This is a genomic window from Aeromicrobium phoceense, assembly GCF_013868155.1.
Taxonomy (GTDB): domain Bacteria; phylum Actinomycetota; class Actinomycetes; order Propionibacteriales; family Nocardioidaceae; genus Aeromicrobium; species Aeromicrobium phoceense.
Genome location: NZ_JACEOG010000001.1, coordinates 2,603,192 through 2,620,971, shown reverse-complemented (window position 1 = coordinate 2,620,971; position 17,780 = coordinate 2,603,192). Strand labels below are relative to the sequence as shown.

General features: G+C 71.5%; 22 protein-coding genes and 4 tRNA genes. 11 read left to right on the top strand and 15 right to left on the bottom strand.

Going from position 1 to position 17,780, the window contains the following annotated elements:
- Window positions 1-259: 259 nt before the first annotated feature.
- A complete protein-coding gene (locus tag H1W00_RS12805; protein WP_181756042.1) occupies window positions 260-1,903 on the bottom strand; it encodes an acyl-CoA dehydrogenase family protein in 1,644 nt (547 codons plus the stop codon).
- 90 nt (window positions 1,904-1,993) lie between these two features.
- Here H1W00_RS12805 and H1W00_RS12800 point away from each other — a divergent pair, with 90 nt between their 5' ends.
- Together H1W00_RS12800 and H1W00_RS12795 are read left to right on the top strand one after the other, a co-directional pair.
- Window positions 1,994-2,248: a helix-turn-helix domain-containing protein gene (locus tag H1W00_RS12800; protein ID WP_172806380.1), complete on the top strand. Its 255-nt coding sequence runs from the start codon at window positions 1,994-1,996 to the stop codon at window positions 2,246-2,248.
- Window positions 2,245-3,153, top strand: coding sequence for a zinc ribbon domain-containing protein (locus H1W00_RS12795; RefSeq protein WP_181756041.1), 909 nt, complete (start codon window positions 2,245-2,247; stop codon window positions 3,151-3,153). Before H1W00_RS12800 ends, H1W00_RS12795 begins: the two co-directional genes overlap by 4 nt.
- On the opposite strand, the gene H1W00_RS12790 is transcribed toward H1W00_RS12795, so the two are convergent.
- From H1W00_RS12790 to H1W00_RS12770, 5 genes are all read right to left on the bottom strand, one after another.
- A complete protein-coding gene (locus H1W00_RS12790; protein WP_181756040.1) occupies window positions 3,154-3,627 on the bottom strand; it encodes a YbaK/EbsC family protein in 474 nt (157 codons plus the stop codon). It lies immediately after the preceding gene.
- A gap of 22 nt (window positions 3,628-3,649) precedes the next feature.
- Window positions 3,650-4,390 carry an SGNH/GDSL hydrolase family protein gene (locus tag H1W00_RS12785; protein ID WP_181756039.1) on the bottom strand — a complete coding sequence of 247 codons (741 nt, stop codon included), beginning with the start codon at window positions 4,388-4,390 and terminating at the stop codon, window positions 3,650-3,652.
- A 169-nt stretch (window positions 4,391-4,559) separates the two neighbouring features.
- A tRNA-Val gene (locus tag H1W00_RS12780) sits at window positions 4,560-4,631 on the bottom strand.
- Window positions 4,632-4,651: 20 nt separating this feature from the next.
- A tRNA-Cys gene (locus H1W00_RS12775) sits at window positions 4,652-4,722 on the bottom strand.
- Window positions 4,723-4,750: 28 nt separating this feature from the next.
- A tRNA-Gly gene (locus H1W00_RS12770) sits at window positions 4,751-4,822 on the bottom strand.
- A gap of 81 nt (window positions 4,823-4,903) precedes the next feature.
- On the opposite strand from H1W00_RS12770, the gene H1W00_RS12765 reads away from it, so the two are divergent.
- The 4 genes from H1W00_RS12765 to H1W00_RS12755 all read left to right on the top strand — a co-directional run bounded on the left by H1W00_RS12765 (window position 4,904) and on the right by H1W00_RS12755 (window position 6,852).
- Window positions 4,904-5,737: an aminotransferase class IV gene (locus H1W00_RS12765; protein WP_181756038.1), complete on the top strand. Its 834-nt coding sequence runs from the start codon at window positions 4,904-4,906 to the stop codon at window positions 5,735-5,737.
- A gap of 12 nt (window positions 5,738-5,749) precedes the next feature.
- On the top strand, window positions 5,750-5,959 hold the full coding sequence (locus H1W00_RS17180; RefSeq protein WP_420826883.1) for an HNH endonuclease: 210 nt from the start codon (window positions 5,750-5,752) through the stop codon (window positions 5,957-5,959).
- Between the two features lie 74 nt (window positions 5,960-6,033).
- A tRNA-Val gene (locus tag H1W00_RS12760) sits at window positions 6,034-6,105 on the top strand.
- A gap of 288 nt (window positions 6,106-6,393) precedes the next feature.
- Entirely contained in the window at window positions 6,394-6,852 is a 459-nt protein-coding gene (locus H1W00_RS12755; protein ID WP_181756037.1) for an LURP-one-related/scramblase family protein, read from the top strand.
- Window positions 6,853-6,962: 110 nt separating this feature from the next.
- Here H1W00_RS12755 and H1W00_RS12750 read toward each other — a convergent pair whose 3' ends face one another.
- The 3 genes from H1W00_RS12750 to H1W00_RS16270 all read right to left on the bottom strand — a co-directional run bounded on the left by H1W00_RS12750 (window position 6,963) and on the right by H1W00_RS16270 (window position 9,226).
- Window positions 6,963-8,333, bottom strand: a complete 1,371-nt coding sequence (locus H1W00_RS12750; protein WP_181756036.1) for a YncE family protein — start codon at window positions 8,331-8,333, stop codon at window positions 6,963-6,965.
- A gap of 95 nt (window positions 8,334-8,428) precedes the next feature.
- A complete protein-coding gene (locus H1W00_RS12745) occupies window positions 8,429-8,815 on the bottom strand; it encodes a DUF1304 domain-containing protein (RefSeq protein ID WP_181756035.1) in 387 nt (128 codons plus the stop codon).
- Between the two features lie 60 nt (window positions 8,816-8,875).
- A complete protein-coding gene (locus H1W00_RS16270; RefSeq protein ID WP_181756034.1) occupies window positions 8,876-9,226 on the bottom strand; it encodes a nuclear transport factor 2 family protein in 351 nt (116 codons plus the stop codon).
- Window positions 9,227-9,304: 78 nt separating this feature from the next.
- On the opposite strand from H1W00_RS16270, the gene H1W00_RS12735 reads away from it, so the two are divergent.
- Window positions 9,305-10,111, top strand: coding sequence for a MerR family transcriptional regulator (locus H1W00_RS12735; protein ID WP_181756033.1), 807 nt, complete (start codon window positions 9,305-9,307; stop codon window positions 10,109-10,111).
- Window positions 10,112-10,142: 31 nt separating this feature from the next.
- Here the strand turns inward: H1W00_RS12735 and H1W00_RS12730 are convergent, their stop codons facing one another.
- Window positions 10,143-11,297 carry an MFS transporter gene (locus tag H1W00_RS12730; protein WP_181756032.1) on the bottom strand — a complete coding sequence of 385 codons (1,155 nt, stop codon included), beginning with the start codon at window positions 11,295-11,297 and terminating at the stop codon, window positions 10,143-10,145.
- Between the two features lie 79 nt (window positions 11,298-11,376).
- On the opposite strand from H1W00_RS12730, the gene H1W00_RS12725 reads away from it, so the two are divergent.
- Window positions 11,377-11,964, top strand: a complete 588-nt coding sequence (locus H1W00_RS12725; RefSeq protein WP_181756031.1) for a TetR/AcrR family transcriptional regulator — start codon at window positions 11,377-11,379, stop codon at window positions 11,962-11,964.
- Here H1W00_RS12725 and H1W00_RS12720 read toward each other — a convergent pair.
- Window positions 11,957-12,328 carry a VOC family protein gene (locus tag H1W00_RS12720; protein WP_181756030.1) on the bottom strand — a complete coding sequence of 124 codons (372 nt, stop codon included), beginning with the start codon at window positions 12,326-12,328 and terminating at the stop codon, window positions 11,957-11,959. The genes H1W00_RS12725 and H1W00_RS12720 overlap by 8 nt on opposite strands.
- 58 nt (window positions 12,329-12,386) lie before the next feature.
- Between H1W00_RS12720 and H1W00_RS12715 the strand changes: the two genes are divergently transcribed.
- Together H1W00_RS12715 and H1W00_RS12710 are read left to right on the top strand one after the other, a co-directional pair.
- The gene (locus tag H1W00_RS12715; protein WP_181756029.1) at window positions 12,387-12,992 is read left to right on the top strand and encodes a phosphoribosylanthranilate isomerase; all 606 of its coding nucleotides are present in this window, start codon (window positions 12,387-12,389) and stop codon (window positions 12,990-12,992) included.
- A gap of 77 nt (window positions 12,993-13,069) precedes the next feature.
- Window positions 13,070-13,249, top strand: coding sequence for a hypothetical protein (locus H1W00_RS12710; protein ID WP_078700849.1), 180 nt, complete (start codon window positions 13,070-13,072; stop codon window positions 13,247-13,249).
- A 13-nt stretch (window positions 13,250-13,262) separates the two neighbouring features.
- On the opposite strand, the gene H1W00_RS12705 is transcribed toward H1W00_RS12710, so the two are convergent.
- A complete protein-coding gene (locus H1W00_RS12705; RefSeq protein WP_181756028.1) occupies window positions 13,263-13,721 on the bottom strand; it encodes an RrF2 family transcriptional regulator in 459 nt (152 codons plus the stop codon).
- 50 nt (window positions 13,722-13,771) lie between these two features.
- Here H1W00_RS12705 and H1W00_RS12700 point away from each other — a divergent pair, with 50 nt between their 5' ends.
- On the top strand, window positions 13,772-14,776 hold the full coding sequence (locus H1W00_RS12700) for an asparaginase (protein WP_181756027.1): 1,005 nt from the start codon (window positions 13,772-13,774) through the stop codon (window positions 14,774-14,776).
- A gap of 1 nt (window position 14,777) precedes the next feature.
- Here the strand turns inward: H1W00_RS12700 and H1W00_RS12695 are convergent, their stop codons facing one another.
- From H1W00_RS12695 to H1W00_RS12685, 3 genes are read right to left on the bottom strand one after another with little or no spacing between them, the layout of a single operon-like run.
- Window positions 14,778-14,960, bottom strand: a complete 183-nt coding sequence (locus H1W00_RS12695; RefSeq protein ID WP_181756026.1) for a hypothetical protein — start codon at window positions 14,958-14,960, stop codon at window positions 14,778-14,780.
- Window positions 14,957-16,999: an alkaline phosphatase family protein gene (locus H1W00_RS12690; protein WP_181756025.1), complete on the bottom strand. Its 2,043-nt coding sequence runs from the start codon at window positions 16,997-16,999 to the stop codon at window positions 14,957-14,959. Before H1W00_RS12690 ends, H1W00_RS12695 begins: the two co-directional genes overlap by 4 nt.
- Entirely contained in the window at window positions 16,996-17,772 is a 777-nt protein-coding gene (locus H1W00_RS12685) for an MBL fold metallo-hydrolase (protein WP_181756024.1), read from the bottom strand. Before H1W00_RS12685 ends, H1W00_RS12690 begins: the two co-directional genes overlap by 4 nt.
- Window positions 17,773-17,780: the final 8 nt, after the last annotated feature.

The following is a 17,780-nucleotide window of genomic DNA, read 5'->3' as shown; positions in this document are numbered from 1 at the left end:
CTCTCTGTCGCGTGGCTGGGCGCGAGCGTCATCGCTCAGCGCGGGGGCTGCGGGGTGGGGCAGATCAACGACACATCATGGAGCGCGCACGACCGAGGTCGACGTGGAGTCGTTCCACGAGCCAGGTGGTCTGTGCGGCGAGCATGCAGACAGTCTGTCCAGTGAGACGGGGGTCCAACAAACGGACGTCTCGAAATACGAGACTGTTGTCCGTATCGCGAGACGCGAGAGGGGCAAGTGCTGGAATTCCAGCCTGAATTCACACGGCCGGTTGAGCCCTCTCGACGATGCCACGCAGGTCGAGGCCGCTGGGCAGCGTGCCGAACGTGCCCGCCCACTGCCCGCCGAGGCGTGAGGCGCAGAACGCATCGGCCGCGGCGGGACTGGAGTACCGGATCATCAGGGAGCCCTGCAGGATCGCCGCCATGCGCGAGGCGACCCAGCGCGCCGAGGCCTCGGCGTCGGCGGGATCGGCCAGGCGGCGGAGCACCTCGTCGACCGCGGCGTCGAGGCGCGCGTCCTCGCCGCGGACGGTGCCGACCTCGGTGCGCCAGGCGTCGAGGGTGCCGTTCTCGCGCGAGAGCGCTCGCAGGACGTCGAGGGCGTTGACGTTGCCGCTGCCCTCCCAGATCGAGTTGAGCGGGGACTCGCGGAACAGCAGCGGCATGCCCGACTCCTCGGCGTAGCCGTTGCCGCCGAGGCACTCGAGCGCCTCGCCGACCATCATCGGCGTGCGCTTGCAGACCCAGTACTTGGACAGGGCCAGGCCGATGCGCCGGAGGTTGCGCTCGTGCTCGTCGTCGGGCCGATCCATCGCCGCGGCCAGGCGCAGGCCGGCCAGCATGCCCGCCTCGGACTCCAGCGCGAGGTCGGCCAGTACGCCCACCATGGCGGGCTGGTCGATGAGCCGCGCGCCGAAGGCCGAACGGTGCCGGGTGTGCCACGCGGCCTCGGCGAACGCCTTGCGCATGATCGAGGCCGATCCCAGGATGCAGTCCATCCGGGTGGCCGAGACCATCTCGATGATCGTGCGGATCCCGCGCCCCTCCTCGCCGAGGCGCACGGCCCAGGTGTCGTCGAACTCCAGCTCACTGGAGGCGTTGGACTTGTTGCCGAGCTTGTCCTTCAGTCGCACGATCGTGAGCGGGTTGCGCGAGCCGTCGGGCAGCACGCGCGGGACCACGAAGCAGGTGGAGCCGGAGTCGGTCTGGGCCAGGACCAGGAAGACGTCGTTCATCGCGGCCGAGGTGAACCACTTGTGGCCCGTGAGCCGGTACTCGCCCCGGACATCGGTGGCCTTCGCGATGGTGCTGTTGATCCGCAGGTCGGAGCCGCCCTGCTTCTCGGTCATGCCCATGCCGGCCAGCAGGCCCGCCTTCTCCTGTGGCGCGCGCAGCCCGAAGTCGTAGGTGGTGGAGGCCAGGCCCGGCGTCCACTGCGCGGCCAGCTCGGGGTCGGTGCGCAGCGCGGGCACGACCGCATAGGTCATGGTGATGGGGCACATGTGGCCCTGCTCCACCTGGCCCCAGGTGTAGAAGCCGGTGGCCCGGCGCAGGTGCGCGGCGGGGTGGTCGGAGGTCCAGGGCGCAGCGGTGAGGCCGAAGCCGACTCCGCGCTCCATGAGCCAGTGCCACGAGGGATGGAAGCGGATCTCGTCGATGCGGCGCCCGAAGCGGTCGACCGGCTCGTGGACCGGCGGGTACTGGTTGGCCAGGTGCCAGTGCTCGCGCGCCTCGGCCGTGCCGGCGAGCGCGCCGATCGGCTGGAGGTACTCGCGGATCTCTCCCGCCTGGGCGCCGCCGAGTGCCGCGACGGCGTCCATCAGCGGGGTGTCGGCGGCCGCGATGTTCACGTCGTCGAAGGGCACGGCCTGGTTCTCGGGGATGCGCTGCACGGGATCCATGGACTCACCGTAATTCCTCGCGGCGACAGGCCTGCGGGCATAGCGCGCGTGCTATGGACAGGCATAGCACGCATGCGATACAGTCCCGGCATGCGAGGACCGATCGAGCACGACGACTTCTACGAGGGCATCGCCCGTCAGGTGGTCGAGCAGCGATCGCTCCGGCGGCTCTCCCAGCGTGAGCTCGCCGATCTGTGCGGCACGACCCAGTCGGCCATCGCACGGTTCGAGTCCGGCTCGCGCCCGCCCAAGCTCGACACGCTGCTGCGGATCGCCGCGGCACTGGACTGCGAGCTCGACGTCACGTTCCGCCCGCGCACGCGCCCCACGAAGGAGTCCCGATGAGCACCCGAGTCGACACCGAGCAGATCGAGTCCACCCGCAGCGAGAAGCTGCTCGCGGTGCTGTTGGCCGCCTTCCTGCTCGTGGGCGCCGTGTGGTTCTACGCGAAGGTTCCCGCCTGGGTCGACGGCGCGCTGCCGCAGGTCGACGACAGGGCCGTGGTCCAGGCCGAGAGTCGACAGGCGGAGGCGGACCAGGCACGGTGGGACGCCGAGACCGAACGCGATGAGGCACGACTTCAGCTCGACCTCGAGCGGGAGGAGTACAAGGTCGCGCTGCAGGAGGGGGAGGGCGCCGCCGACGCACGGCAGGAGTACGAGGAGGCCCAGGCCGAGTACGACCGGGTCGACGCCGAGCTGGAGGCCGCCACCGCGGCGGCCGGCACGGCCGAGGAGGAGGCCCAGCAGGCGCGGGAGGCCTACGACCAGGAGAACCGCTCGGGCCTGAAGGCCTGGCTGGTCGCCGGCATCAGGCTCGCCTTCATCGCCGGGTGGACGTTCGGCGCGTACCAGCTGATGGCCCGGCTGCGGCGACGCGAGTCCCGGTATCTCACGCTCGCGTTCGCCGGCGCTGCGGTCGGCGCCATCATGGCGCTCGTCTTCGCGGTCGACTACATCACCGACTACGTCGATCCCCTGGACCTCGGGCCGTTCGTGCTGTCGGCCCTCGGCGTCGTGGCCACCGTGGTGGCGTTCCGGGTGCTGCAGAAGCACCTCGCCGCTCGGGTGCCCGGCCGCCGGGTGCGCAAGGGGGAGTGCCCGTTCTGCGGGTTCCCGCTGCACGACGCCGGTCTGGACGGCGGACCGCACTGTGCAGGCTGCGGGCGCGACGTCATCGCGGACTGCGCCTCCTGCGGCGCGCCCCGACGTGTGGGTTCGCCGCACTGCGCGGCGTGCGGCGCGCCCTGATCAGGGCAGACGACTCACCGTGACCCACCCGGCGGCGCCCGACAGGTCCTCGAGCTCGGCGGGAGTCAGCTCGATGGCCGAGTCCGCGCTGCCCGCCGCCGGGAACACCGTGTCGAAGCGCTTGAGCGAGGTGTCCAGGTGGATGGTGGCGTTCGCGGGGTTGGCGAAGGGGCAGACGCCGCCCACGGGGTGACCCGTGAGCGCCTCGACCTCGTCGGCCCTGAGCATGGTGGCCTTGCGGCCGAAGGTGGCCTTGAAGGCGGCGTTGTCGGTGCGCGCGTCGCCGGCCATCACGACGAGCACGCACGTGTCGGGGGAGTCGCCCCGGAACGACAGGGTCTTGGCGATGCGGGCCGGCTCGACGCCGAACGCCTCGGCCGCCTCGGCCACCGTGGCGCTCGAGCCGGCGGTCTGGATGATGTCACCCGCACGGCCGTGACCGGTCAGGAACTCGCGCACGCTCTCGATCGACATGGCTCGATCCTGCCCGACGACGTCAGGCGCGCGGGAGACGGTCGGCGAGACCGGAGTTCTGCAGGAACTGCTCGCTGAGGAAGCGGCTGCCCTCGTTGTTGGGGTGGACGCCGTCGGGCGCCTGCTCGAGTGTCAGTGGCTGCGTCTCGACCCAGGAGAAGCCGTGGCGCTCGGCGGCCTCGCGCACGATGGGCCGGATGATGCGGCCCTTGCGCTCCTTGGTGGTGCCCCACGGGGTCAGCACGAGGACGTCGTCGTGCGACCGGCCGAGCTCGTCCCAGACCGCGGCGAGCTCGTCGAAGAAGCCCTCGGCTGCACGCTCGATCTCGGTGCGGGTGGCCTCGACGACCCGGCCGTCCTTCGTGCAGCGGCGCCAGTCGTTGCGCCCACCCTCCACGACGAGGATCCGAGGGGCGACGGCGCGCACCGTGTCGAGGCGCGACGTGAACCGGGTGTGCTCGCAGCTGCTGCTGCGCGACAGGAATCCGGTGCCGCCCATGGCGTCGAGCTGCGGCTCGAGCCCGAGCTGGAAGGCGACCATCGCCCACCAGCCGGGATAGCGGCTGTGCCGGTCGCCGTAGTACGAGGAGTAGGAGTCGCCGATGACGAGCATCTTCTCGGGCGCCGACGGGGCGACCAGCGGCGTGACCGTGGGACTGGCCGCGGCGGGCGTGGAGGGTGCTGCGGCGCCGGCGCTGGTGACCAGTGCGGTCAGGGTGCCGGCGACGGTGAGGACGACAAGTCCGAGGCGCCTGCGGGGCAAGTGGGCACGGCTCGTCACGCCGGTTCCTCCGTGGTGTCGTTACTGGTGAGTCAGTAGAAGATAGCGTGCCCGGCCGCCCGGTCCGCGAGCCACGCGGTGACATTCTCGTGTCGCGGACGGGAGGGGCACACGACGAAGCCGCAGACCGTGAGGCCTGCGGCTTCTTCTGTGGGCGATACTGGGTTTGAACCAGTGACCTCTTCCGTGTCAGGGAAGCGCGCTACCGCTGCGCCAATCGCCCTTGATATTCAGTTTTCCGAGAGGTGGGTACGGGATTTGAACCCGTGTAAACGGATTTGCAGTCCGTTGCCTCGCCTCTCGGCCAACCCACCGCAGATGGGTCTGCCGAGACCCTCTCCGAGCGGACAACGAGATTCGAACTCGCGACCCTCACCTTGGCAAGGTGATGCTCTACCACTGAGCTATGTCCGCAGCGACCGATTTCCCGGCCGACAAGAAACATTAACCGATGGGTCCGGAGCGCACCAAACCGGGTCGGCATAAGGTCGGGGCATGAAGGCGTGGGTCAACGGTCAGCTGCTGGAATCTCCGCACGATCGGGCGCTCAGTGTGCTCGATCACGGTCTCGTCGTCGGCGACGGCGTGTTCGAGACGGCCGCCGTGATCGACGGCGAGCCGTTCGCGATGACGCGTCATCTGGACCGGCTGGTGACGTCGGCCGAGGGGCTCGGCATCGGTCGGCCCGACGTCGAGGCCGTCCGCGAGGGGATCGCGGCGACGATGGCCGGGCAGGAGCTGCCGTTCGGACGGATCCGCATCACCGTGACCTCGGGTGAGGGTCCGCTCGGGTCGCCGCGGGGGAGCTCCGGGCTCACCCACGTCGTGGTCACGGAGCCGGCCGACCGTCCACCGCCGGTCAGCGCGATCGCGACCGTCCCCTGGACGCGCAACGAGCGCGGCGCCCTGGCCGGACTCAAGACGACCTCGTACGCGGAGAACGCGAAGATGGTCGAGTACGCACGGGCCCGGGGCGCCTCCGAGGCGGTCATGGCGAACACCCGCGGCGAGCTGTGCGAGGGCACCGGCTCGAACATCATGTACGTGCTCGACGGGCAGGTCGTCACGCCGACGCTGGAGTCGGGCTGCCTGGCCGGCATCACCCGGGCGCTGGCCATCGAGTGGCTCGCGGACGAGCTGGACGTCGTCGAGCGCAACGCGCCACTGGAGGTGCTGTTCGAGGCCGACGAGGTGATGCTCGTCGGGACCACGCGCACCATCCAGGCGATCAGCCGCGTCGACGACCGCGAGCTGCCCGCGCCCGGCCCGATCACCCAACGGGCGCAGGAGATCTGGCGCGCGCGGGAGGCCGAGACGACTGACCCGTGACGACACCTTGGGCTGGCGACCAAGAAGCAGCGCCACGCGATCTGGCCCTGGCAGGGCGGCGAGTGCGCGAGCGAGGGCTGCCGCGACCCGATCGACCACGTCCACCACGAGATCCCCTGGTCGCTTGGTGGGCCCACGGAACTCGGTGTGATGACCGGTCGTTGCGCCGTCTGTCACACCCACGTGCAGTCTCGCGAGGGCACGATCCGGGCGGTCGCGTAGAGCGGTGCGGGTATGGAGGACATGCCCCCGTTCGTGCTGCGCTGGGAGTGTGCGTTAGTCTGGTCGTCGCACTCGGGCGATTGGCGCAGTGGTAGCGCGCTTCGTTCACACCGAAGAGGTCACTGGTTCGAACCCAGTATCGCCCACCCGAGGAAAACCCTGGAATCGCAACGATTTCGGGGTTTTCGCTTTTCGGGCGTAGTTCTCCTAACAGCGTGGACCACTCGCGTCCGTGCGCGGTCGTCGGACCCCGCCCCATCTCGCCGCGTCCTGACCCCCAGGGGCCCTTCGCAATCATCTCCGCAGTGGGAGGACTTCGGGCCGAATCCTTGGAACCGTGCGAGGACGCCGCTCACCAGCCAGCGGCCTTTCAACGACGAGAGGACACGACCGTGCGGTTGCGCCGCGGAGGATTGGACGGACCCACGTTCCAGATGCGCCAGAAGATGATGGCGATCGGGGACGACTTCTGGATCGAGGACGAAGATGGGAACAGGGCCTTCAAGGTCAATGGCAAGGCCGCTCGAATGCGTGAGACCTTCGTCCTGGAGGATCCGCGCGGCCAGGAGCTGTCAAAGATCCAGGAGAAGAAGCTCAGCGTCCGCGACAAGATGGTCATCGAGCGCGGTACCACCAGGGCCACGGTGCACAAACGGCTCTTGGGCCTGCGCGACCACTACGTCATCGAAGTTGATGGCGGCGAGAGCCTCAAGGCTCACGGCAACGTCGTCGATCATGAGTACGAGATCGAACGCGCCGGGGACACGGTGGCAACGGTGTCCAAGAAGTGGTTCAGGATCCGCGACTCCTACGGTGTTCAGCTGGCCGAAGGTCAGGACATCCCGCTGATCTTGGCGATCACGGTCTGCGTGGACGCCATGTCAGCGGGCTGAAGAATGGCTCGCGCCCCACGTAGGTGTCCCCTCCGTGCGCGACGCGGATCTTGAGCACGATCCGTCGGCCGTCAGATGCGGGGCTTCTCCGTTCGCAGGCCCGGTCCTGATCAGCCGAACAGGCCGCGCTCCACGGTGCCGAGTCGCACCCGCTGAGGGTGGTCGCCGACGGGCAGGTAGGCGATCTCCTTCTTCGTGCGGACGTCCAGGACCGCGACGGAGTCGGAGTCCGACAGGGAGATCCAGCACGTGTCGTTCAGGCCCTCGGTCGTCCAGTAGGGCTTGAGGTAGCTGTGCCCGGTGGTCGCCGTGTCGAAGAGCGTGGGCGCGCCGGTGGCACGGTCGACGAGGGCGGCGTAGTCGTCCATCGTGCCGGCCACGCAGAGCGTCGTCCCGTCCTTGTCGATGGACAGGCCGTGGTGCGCGGAGTCGTTGACGTACTCGGTGATGGGTATCTTGGGCACCCGGTTCGGCAGCGGGATGAGGCGCGTCACGGCGCCCGTGCGGGGCTCGGCGATCTTGCCGGTGGAGTAGTCGGCCTTGCCGTTGATGTCCGCGGCCATCGTGTCGAACTCGACGTACCCGTGGAAGTAGGAGACCTGGAAGTAGACGAAGCGCTCGCCCGGGGCGATCGCCATCGGCCGGACGGCCGAGCTCATCTTGGGGTGGCCTGCCTCGGCGAGCTCCTTGCCCATGTCCCAGCGCTTGTCGATGCCGAAGTCGTCGTTGCGCACGATCTCGAACCACCGGTCTCCCTTGGTCCAGTCGCCGAGGGGGCCGTCGAGGGCCGTGTAGGCCGAGCCGATGGAGGCGTGGAAGATGCGCTGGCCGTCGGCGCTGTAGTTGTTCTCGTGCGGGGTGTCGCCCGACTCGAACGTGCGCAGGCGGTCACCCATCTTGACGCTCCGGCCGTCCGGCAGCGTCTGGTCGACCATGGCGAACTCGATGACCTGGCGCTCCACGGAGTCGCTGACCAGGAGCCGCTTGCCGTCCGGGGAGAGGCCGGCGTGGTCGCTGCGGTAGCCGTCCATCGGCTGCTCGGCGACGATCGAGTCGCTGTCGCCGGCGACCGCCTTCGCGATGTCGATCCACACCACGTCGGCGAAGCTCGGCCGGGACACGGCCAGGTACCGGCCGTCCTTGGTGCTGAACATGTCGTCGACGAACTGGTCGTGGCCCTGCCCGGGGCCGACGCGCACTGCCGTGAACGTGATCAGGCGCAGGGGGTTGCGATTGATGTCGCGCAGCTCCTGCGCCTTGTCGGGGATCAGGTTGATGCCCGACCTGAGGATCTTCGGGTCGTGGGCGTCCACGATCGACGCGGTCCCGGCCCAGTTGTTGCCCACGAACATCACGTCGCGCAGCGAGTCGGGGCTCGCCGAGGCGGCTCCCGTCGCCGCCGCGGACGGGATCAGGGCGGCTGCCGTGACGGCGGCGGCCAGGGTGGCGGCGATGCGGGCGGGGCGTGAGCTCTGGGGCATGGATGGATCATGCACCCGGTGTAACTCGCTGTGACACCCCCTGTCTCACTCCTTGGTGATCTGGGTCACATTCGCCGTCTGGAGTGCACGGTCGGTCAGGCGAGGACGCCGATCACCACCGCGATGATGCCCAGCAGCGGCAACGTCCCCTGCTTGATGGCGGCGCCCCGCTTGGAGGGGTCGGACAGCAGCAGGACCAGCGCCGCGGCGGCCATCGAGCCGATTCCCGCGAGGACGAGCGCCACGCCGACGTCGTCCGAGTCGCTCGCGATGAACGCGATCCCGACGGCGGTGACGATGGCGAGGAAGAGGTTGTAGAAGCCCTGGTTGAACGCCAGCTGCTTCGTCGACTCGGCCTCCTCGAGGCTCATCCCGAACGTGGCGCGCGTGCCGGCGCTCGTCCAGGTGACCGACTCCATCACGAAGATGTACACGTGCAGCAGGGCTGCGAGGCCCGCGAGGATCACACCGGCGACGACCATGTCTTGGGTCCCTTTCGTGGACAGTCCTTCGAGGGTAGGTGCTCGCCCGCGTGGATCGCGTCAGGCGCCGATGAAGAGCTCGACGATGCGGTCGTCGCGCAGCGTGAAGCGGTAGGCGAGGTCGGCGACGCCGCCCGGGAAGTCGCCCTCGAGCCTGACGTGCGCCACTGCATGCGTGTCGTCGATGCGCTCGGCGCCGGTCAGCTCGGTCGTGTAAGTGAACTCGCTGCCCGCACGGGTCAGGAAGTCGCGGATCTCGTCGAGGCCGCGGAAGGTCTCGCCCTGGTCGGTGACCACGGCGTCGGGCCCGAAGTGGGCGAGGGCGGCGTCCGTGTCCTGCCTCGTGTGAGCGTCGAGGTAGTCGCGGATGGGAGCCGGCAGCTGGGCCGGGGAAATCGTCGTCGATGTCATGCGACCAGCCTCCGGCGTGCCCCTGCGGGAGGGTCAAGGACTGGACCCTCCCGCAGGGGGAGAGTGCACACTGATCACGTGCTGGCGATCGGCGAGTTCTCCCGGATGACGCATCTGAGCGTGCGCACGTTGCGGCGGTACCACGAGGCGGACCTGCTCGTGCCCGACACGGTGGACGACCAGACCGGCTACCGGTACTACAGCGCCGACCAGATCCCCACCGCCCAGGTCATCCACCGGCTGCGGCAGCTCGACGTCCCGCTGGCGGACGTGCGGCGCATCCTGCTGACGTCCGATGCCGAGGCGCGAGCGTCCCTGTTCGCCGACCACCTCGACCGGCTCGAGGCCGAGCTGCAGCGCACCCGCGCGGCCGTGGTCAGCCTGCGCCGGCTGCTCCAGCCCGAGCCGGCGCCGCTCGACGTCGAGCTGAGGTCGGTGCCGGAGGCGACGGTGGCGGGCATCGAGGCCGAGGTGGACCACGCGGACGTGCTGACCTGGTACGCCGGAGCGATGGCCGAGCTCGACGCGGGCGTCCGCGAGCCCACCGGTGTGCCCGGGGCACTGTTCGACAACGAGCTGGTCGAGGTCGGCCGGGGGCGCATCCTGCTGTACCGCCCCACGCCCCGACCCGAGGCCGTCGGGCGCATTCGGCCGGCGACGCTGCCGGCCGTCGAGCTGGCGGTGACGACCCATGTGGGCCCGCACGACGACATCGACGTGAGCTACGGGGCGGTAGGCGCCTGGCTGGTCTCCAACGCCCTGGCGGTGGCCGGCCCGGTGCGCGAGACCTACCTGGTCGGCCCCCGCGACACCGACGACCCGGACGCATGGCGGACCGAGATCGGCTGGCCCGTGTTCCACGTCGGCGGAGGGACCGGGACGTGACCCGCCACGCCATCGAGCACCCGCCCTCGTCCTAGGTCGCGAGCTCGCGCGGTCGCACCGCGGCAGCCGCGACCCCCAGGGCGGCCGCCACCGCGAAGGCGAGCCGTGTGCTGGAGGCGTCCGCCACCGCGCCGAGCGCCGCCGCTCCGACGGCCTGTCCGAGGGCGAGGACGAGGAAGCCCCAGCCGACGCCCGCGGCCGGGCTCCGCGGATGCACGCGCGTTCCCCACAGCAGGAGCAGGCCGCTCGCGGCGATGTAGGCCGCGCCGAAGGCGGCCAGCGCGAGGCACGCGGCGACGAGGCTCCCGGGCCAGGCGGCCACGGCGGCGGTCGCACCGGCGAGAATCAGCGCGGTCGCCGTCCAGGCACCGCGGAGGCCGAACCGCTCGGTGAGGTCGCCCGCGGCGGCACCCAGGACGCCGAAGGCGCCCAGCAGGATCCACGCGATGGTCGAGGCCTGCTCGCCGAGGTCACCGTCCCTGACCAGGAGGTCGCGCCCGAACGTCCAGACGGCGGCACTGGCGACGCCCGTGAGTGCAGCGGCGACGGTGAGCCGCACGCTGCCGGTGGGAAACAGTGGCCGGGGGAGCAACGGGTCGCGTCCGGCGCCTCGTCGCTCGCCGTGCGGCACGCCCAGGGCGGCGCCGAGGGTGGCGAGGGCGCTCAGCAGGGCGAAGGCCAGCCAGGCGGTGCGCCACTCCTGCTGGGTGAGCAGCGCGATCGGCCCCGCGACGGCCACGCCCACGCCGGTGCCGGCGTTGATGACGGTCTGGGTGCGGGCCTGCCGCTCCCGCGCCACGGTGTGGGCGACCGCGTGGGCGAGCGCCGGCGAGACGACGCCCGTGCTCGCTCCGCCGAGGAGGACGCCGAGGACGAGCACCGGGGCGCTCGGCGCCAGCGCGACCGTCAGCGTTCCGGCGGTGGCGAGGGTGCCGGCCGCGACGGCGACCGCGCGCCCACCCAGCCGCGGGGCGAGCGTGGACGACGCCAGGATCGCGACGCAGTAGACGACGTACCCGCCCGCCGCGATCGTGCCGGCCGCGGCGGCGCCGAGGGCGAACTCGTCCCGGAACGCCGGGACGAACAGGCCGTACGCGAAACGCGCCAGTCCGTAGCAGGCGCCGATGAGGCAGAGCCCCGCGGCGCTGAGCGCGAGCTCGTCGCGACGCGACGCGACGGAGCTCATCGGCACGAGAACTTCACTGATCGGTGAACCACGCTCTCGACGGTACTACACTGACCGGTGAAGTCGATCGGAGGAACACATGGGGCAGTCAGCCATCGGGCACGAGGAGGTGCTGCGCGTCCCCGACCTCACGCCCGGGGCCCGGCGGATCCTCGACGCGTCGGCCGACCTGTTCTACCGCCACGGCATCCACGCGGTGGGGGTCGACGCCATCGCCGCGGCCTCCGGCGTCACGAAGCGCACGCTCTACGACCGCTTCGGATCCAAGGACGCCTTGGTCGCCGCCTATCTGCGGGCTCGGCACGCCGCGTGGTGGGACCGCCTGGAGGAGCGGCTGGCGTCGGCACCTGCGCCGCGCGTGCTCGCCGTCTTCGACGCCTACGCCCTCGACGCCCCGTCGATCGACCGGGGCTGCGCGTTCCTCAACGCCGCGGGCGAGCTGCCCGCCGGACACCCGGGTCAGGCCGTGATCCGGGCCCACAAGGCGGCCGTGCGGAGCAAGCTCGAGGAGCTCCTGCGCGTGGACCGCCCCGACGTGACCGACCCTGCCGCAGTCGCCGACCACCTCTTCCTGCTCCTGGAGGGCGGAGTCGCGCAGCGCGGGATCGACGGCGACGGACGGATGCTCGCCGTGGCGCGGGAGACCGCCGCACGGCTCGTCAGCTGACGGGCGGGAACCCACCGGCCCGCACCAGGTTGCCGTGCAGGTCGATGACGTGGAACTCCGTGGCGCCCCACGGCTCGTCACGTGGGGAGCTGAGGACCGCCGGCTCCGGGACCTCGACGTGGCTCCACTCGGCGTGGCACGCGCGCGCCGCCTCGGGGTCGGGGAAACGGAGGTAGCAGGCCACGTCGTTCGTCCAGCGGTCGACCGAGGCGTCGAGCCAGAAGTGCAGCTCGATCGCGAGGCGCTCGTGCCGCAGAACCAGGTACTCGTCCCAGCGCCCCCGAGGAATGAAGCCGAAGCGCTCCCAGAAGCTCGTGGTGACGTCGAAGTCGGCGCTCGGCAGGATGGGGATGGTCTCCGTCACGCGGACAGTGTCTCCCGTGGTGGGCCGCCGGGCCAGGCCCGACTGCGAGGATGGACGCGTGTACGTCAAGATCTGCGGCCTCCGCACGGCCGAGCACGCCCGCGTGGCGACGAGTGCCGGGGCCGACGCCGTGGGCGTGGTGATGAACCGGACCAGCTCCCGGCGGGCCACCGACGACGAGGCGCGCGCCGTGATCGAGGCGGCCCGTGGCAGCGCCGACTCCGTGCTGGTCGTCAACGACATGCCGGCGGAGGACGCCGCGCGCACCGCGCGCCGCCTCGGCTTCGACGTGCTCCAGCTGCACGGCCGGGCCTACGACCAGCAGGACTTCGCCGCCGCGCTGGAGGTCGTCCCGCGGGTCTGGCGGGCGACCTCGCTCGACCTCGACACGCCGCTGGAGGTGGGCGCCTGGGGCGAGGAGGTGCTGCTGCTCGACGCCCCGAAGCCGGGGTCGGGGGAGCGGTGGGACCTCTCGGACCTCGCCGACCGCGCGCCGGACGGCACGTGGCTGATCGCCGGCGGCCTGTCCCCGGCGAACGTCCGTGAGGCGGTCGAAACAGTGAGGCCCTGGGGCGTCGACGTCTCGAGCGGCGTGGAGACCGCGCCCGGTGAGAAGTCGTCGGAGCTCATCCGCGCCTTCGTGGAGGCGGCGCTGCGGGCCTGAGGCCCGGTTGCGGGTGCACCCGCGCGCTCGCGACAGTGGGAGCAGCGGAACCCTCCGCGACGGTGGGAAGGCGTGACATGGCCAACGGAACGGCGGCCGCCGGCGGCGGCGCGATCTACGGTCTCGGGATGTTCGGCGCGTGGGTGTGGTTCTGGACCGAGGCCGACGGCCTCTGGGAGCACCTCTACGCGATCTTCCAGGGCCTCTTCTGGCCCGCCTACATGGTCTACGAGGCGTTCGCGGCGCTGGCGTCCTGACGAACGGGAGCGCTCAGCGCGAGCGCCAGGCCTCGATGTGCTCGGTGCGCTTCATGACCGACGACGGCAGCGCGCCCTCGGCGAGCTGCTCGATCGTGACCGTCTCCAGCACCTCGCGCAGGGCGTCGCGCGCGGCGATCCACACCGGCTTGAGGATCTCGGCCCGGCCGTTGTACTCGACGGCCTCGGGACGCAGCCCGTAGATCGAGACGATGGGTCCGTCGACGGCCCGGAAGACGTCCGCGACGGTGACGGCGTAGGGCGGTCGGGCCATCCGCCAGCCCCCGGACTGCCCGCGCTGGGACAGCAGGATCCCCGCCTTGCGCAGGTCTCCCAGGATGGACTGGAGGAACCCGTGAGGGATGTCCTGACGACGGCCCAGCTCGTCGGCGGTGACGGGCTTGTCACCCGGTTCGGCCGCCAACTCGATCAGCGCCCGCAGCGCGTAGTCGGACTTCGTCGAGACTCTCACCGCCCCAGTGTCGCAAAGCCGACCGGCCGTTCCGTGACTATCCTCCGAATGTGACGACTGCTTCCCCTTCCCCCGACGTCTCGAACCTGACCGCCGCCCCGCTCGCGCACGTCGTGCGCGGCGACCTCGTCGAGTCGGTGCACCTGGGCCACCTCGTCGCCCTCGGAGTAGACGGCACGCCCGTGCTGACGCTCGGTGACCCGGAGGTCACGATGTGGCCGCGCTCCAGCGTCAAGCCCTTCCAGGCCGTCGCGATGGTCCGCCACGGGCTCGACCTGCCCGAGCGCCTCATGGCCCTGGCTGCCGCGAGCCACAACGGCGAGCCCGACCACATCGCCGGTGCGCTGGCGATCCTCGCCCGTGCCGGACTCGACGAGCGCGCCCTGCGCAACCCCCCCGACCTGCCGGGGGGGACGACGGCGATGCGCGACTGGCTCGAGAGCGGCCAGGGTCCCGAGCAGATCAGCCATAACTGCTCGGGCAAGCACGCCGCGATGCTTCTCACGTGTGTGACGGCCGGCTGGGACACCGAGACGTACCTGGCGCCGGACCACCCGCTGCAGCGCGCGATCCGCGAGACGATCGAGGAGTTCACCGGCGTGCCCGTCAGCCACGAGACCGTCGACGGCTGCGGGGCTCCGCTGTTCGCCACCACGGTCACCGGACTGGCGCGCGGGATCGGACGGCTCGCGGCGTCGCCGCAGCAGGCTCCCGACTCGGCCGAGGCGCGCGTGGCGCACGCGATGTCGACGCACCCGCACATGGTCGCCGGCGGGCAGCGTCCCACCACGACCCTGATGCGCGCGGTGCCCGGCCTCGTGGCCAAGGACGGTGCCGACGGCATCTTCACGGCCGGCCTGCCCGACGGGAGCGCCGTGGCGTTCAAGGTGCTCGACGGGGCGGAGCGACCCCTCGCGCCGGTCCTCGTGACCGCGCTCGACGCGCTCGGTGCGTTCTCTGGGGACGACGTGGACCACGAGGCCGTGGAGTCGCTGCGTGAACGCGCCGTGCTGGGCGCGGGCCGGTCCGTCGGCGCGATCCGCGCGACGTTCTGAGCTAATTCGCCCGCTGGCGCACCCAGTCGATCACGGCCACGTCGCTCGTCCGGAACCGCTCGACCTCCTCGCCGCCGTCGCACCGGCACAGCACGACCTCGGCTCCCGCGGCGTCGGTCTCCACGAGGCGACAGGTGCCGCCGTGGGTGACCCACCGTTCCAGGTCGTCGATCCGGGAGGTCATGCCTCGGCCGCCCAGGTGCGCAGCTGGCGGTGCACGTTCCACGCGCCGACGATGACGGGGGAGTCGCCCAGCTCCGGCACGTGCTCCGCGAGGTCGGGGTCGATCTTCCAGTCGCGGGGATGGATCAGGACGGCGTGGTTCTGTGGGCCGCCGATGCCGCCGTGCGATCCGACCTGCCCCTCGAAGGCGTGGATCCCTCCGAGCTCGTCCACGGTGGAGATCACGACGAGGTCACCGGAGTCGGGCAGCGCGTGCAGGCGCGCGAGGTCGAGCGCCGTGCGGGACGGGAAGCCGCGAAGTGGATCGTTCCCCGTGGAGGCGCCGTCGGGGCCCAGGCCGCGGGTGCCGTCGGCCCCCAGCACGAGTGGAGCGCCGGCGTCGTCGGTCGACAGCACGAGGCCGACGCCGGGGCTGGCCAGCAGGCCGGGCACGAGGCGCGGCCACGCGGCGTCCACCTCCGCGAGCGTGGGCCGTGAGTCACTCCGCGGGAACCAGACCATGCCGAGGTTGCCGCCACCGGTGACGACCACCTCGGGGTCGGCGGAGTCGGACACGACCTTCTCCGGCTGGCGGTTGCCCTCGCCCACGACGGAGGAGGCCAGCGCGTTCAGCGGGCCGAGCTCCTCGCCGCCGCCGGTCGTGGTGAGCAACGACGCCCCGCCGCGGTCCGGACGCATGAGCGCCGCCACGTGGTCGGGGAACGAGCAGCCCGCCAGTTGGGAGAACGGTGCGCCGAGGCTCTGCCCGTGGTCGGACACCAGCACCAAGTCGTAGGGGGTGGCGACCGAGCGGGCGACCTCCTCGAGCGCCGCCAGGACGCCGTCGAGGCCCTCGATCGCGCGCATCGCCTCGGGACGTTCCGGTCCGGCGTGGTGGGCGATCTCGTCGTAGTCGACGAAGTCCACGAAGATCATCGGCGAGCCGCTCGCCATCTCCTCGGCGACCAGCGACAGGTTGAGCTTGCGCAGCAGCACGTTCGTCACGCCGCGCAGGACGACGTAGCCACCCTTGCGCGGGATGCGGGGCTGCACGTCGCGGGCGCGCTGGCGATAGCCCTGGTGGAGCTCCTTGAGCACCTCGCCGACGGTCATCACGAGAGCGCCGGGCAGCAGGAACGGACGGATGAAGAAGGCCAGGTAGGCGGAGCCGGAGCCGAGGTCGCGGGCGCGGGTCGCCTTGCTGATCGTGAGGTAGGCCCGCGACGATCCGCCGGTGTAGGTCGTGCTGATGGCGCTGCCCTCGGTGAGCAGCCCCGAGCCGGGCGGGAACCGTGACTCGACGAGCCGTGAGTCGGCCGGGTTGCCCGCGGCGAGCAGCCGGCCCGACCGCCGGTCCCACCAGCGGAACGCCGGGACGTCGGGGCTCCCGTGCAGGAAGCCGGCCATGCTGGCGGGGGTCGTGCACGGGATGGTGGCCCACCACCCGCTCAGCGTGTGGCTGGAGCCGATCCAGCGGGCGATGTTGGGTGCCTGGCCGCCGGCGATGGCGCGCCGCAGCACCGGCAGCGCCAGGCCGTCGAGCTGCACGATGAGCATGCCGCGCCCGTCGGAGTCGGTCCGCGAGCGCAGGGCACGCGAGGTGCGGGCGGTGGCGGCGCCGACCACGTAGCCGCTGTCGGTCGCCCCGGAGAACCAGCGACCGACCGCCATCACCGCGGAGGCGACCAGCAGGACCACGACCGTGTCCCCGACGGAGAGGTTCGCCCGGGCGCCCAGGCTGATGGCGGCGCCGAGCACGAGCACCTGGGCGCCGAGACCGAGGGCCATCGCGAGCAGCACGCTGCCGCGCGAGGCCAGCAGGCGCAGGGGAGTGGCCAGGATGACGTCGACGAGGAACATCGCCACCATGACGACGAGGACGAGCTCGAGCTCGTCGTAGACCTCCTCGCCCACGGCGAGGAGGCCGAGGGTGACGCCGACCCCGACGACGACGACCGTCCACAGCGCCTGCAGGAGGTCCGGCACGCGCGGCACCCACCGAGATCGTCGTGCGGCCTGCACGGGTGCGGCGGCCCACCCGACGGGCGTGGTCTGGCTCACACCGGCATGGTCCCACGCGGCAGGGGCGTGCGGACACCCATCGGCGGCATCACGACGCGGGCTCCGAGCCCGGCACCCGCGGCCGCGGCACGGAAGCGCGGCGCGGGCCGCTGGAACCACTGCTCGTGGGTGGGGCCGGAGGAGCGCAGCACCACCGGCCAGTACGTGCCGTGGTGGACGGGGAGGATCCAGCGGGCGCCCACCGCGCGGACCGCCTCGACGGCCTGCTCGGGGTCGAGGTGCCCGTCGCCGAGGGACGGCCCCCAGCCGCCGATCGGCACCAGGGCGAGGTCGACCGGCTCGACCGCCGCGAAGTCCATCACGCCGGTGTCGCCCGGGTACCAGCAGGTGGTCCCGTCACGGCCGAAGCGAAAGCCCAGGGAGGTCGCCTCCGCGGCGCCGGGCCGCTTGTCGCGGCGACCGTCGTGACGGGCGGGCAGCACCTCGACGTCGACACCGGCAACGGTGAGCCGGTCGCCCGGCACGACCTCGATCGTCTGGAGGCGCTCCAGCGAGCGCACCGCCTGCACCGCCCCGCGCGGGACCACGATCGGCACCGCGTCGTCGAACCGGCGCAGGGTCGGCAGGTGCAGGTGGTCGTGGTGCAGGTGCGAGATCAGCACGAGGTCGGCCCGGGTGGCGTGAGCCGGCGGAGGGTCCGAGGCGCGCCGCACGTGGAAGAGCCGCCGGGACATCAGCGGATCGGTCACCACGGTGGCCCCCGGGAGCTCGATCGTGACGAACGAGTGTCCCCACCACGTGACGGCCGTCATGCCTCAGT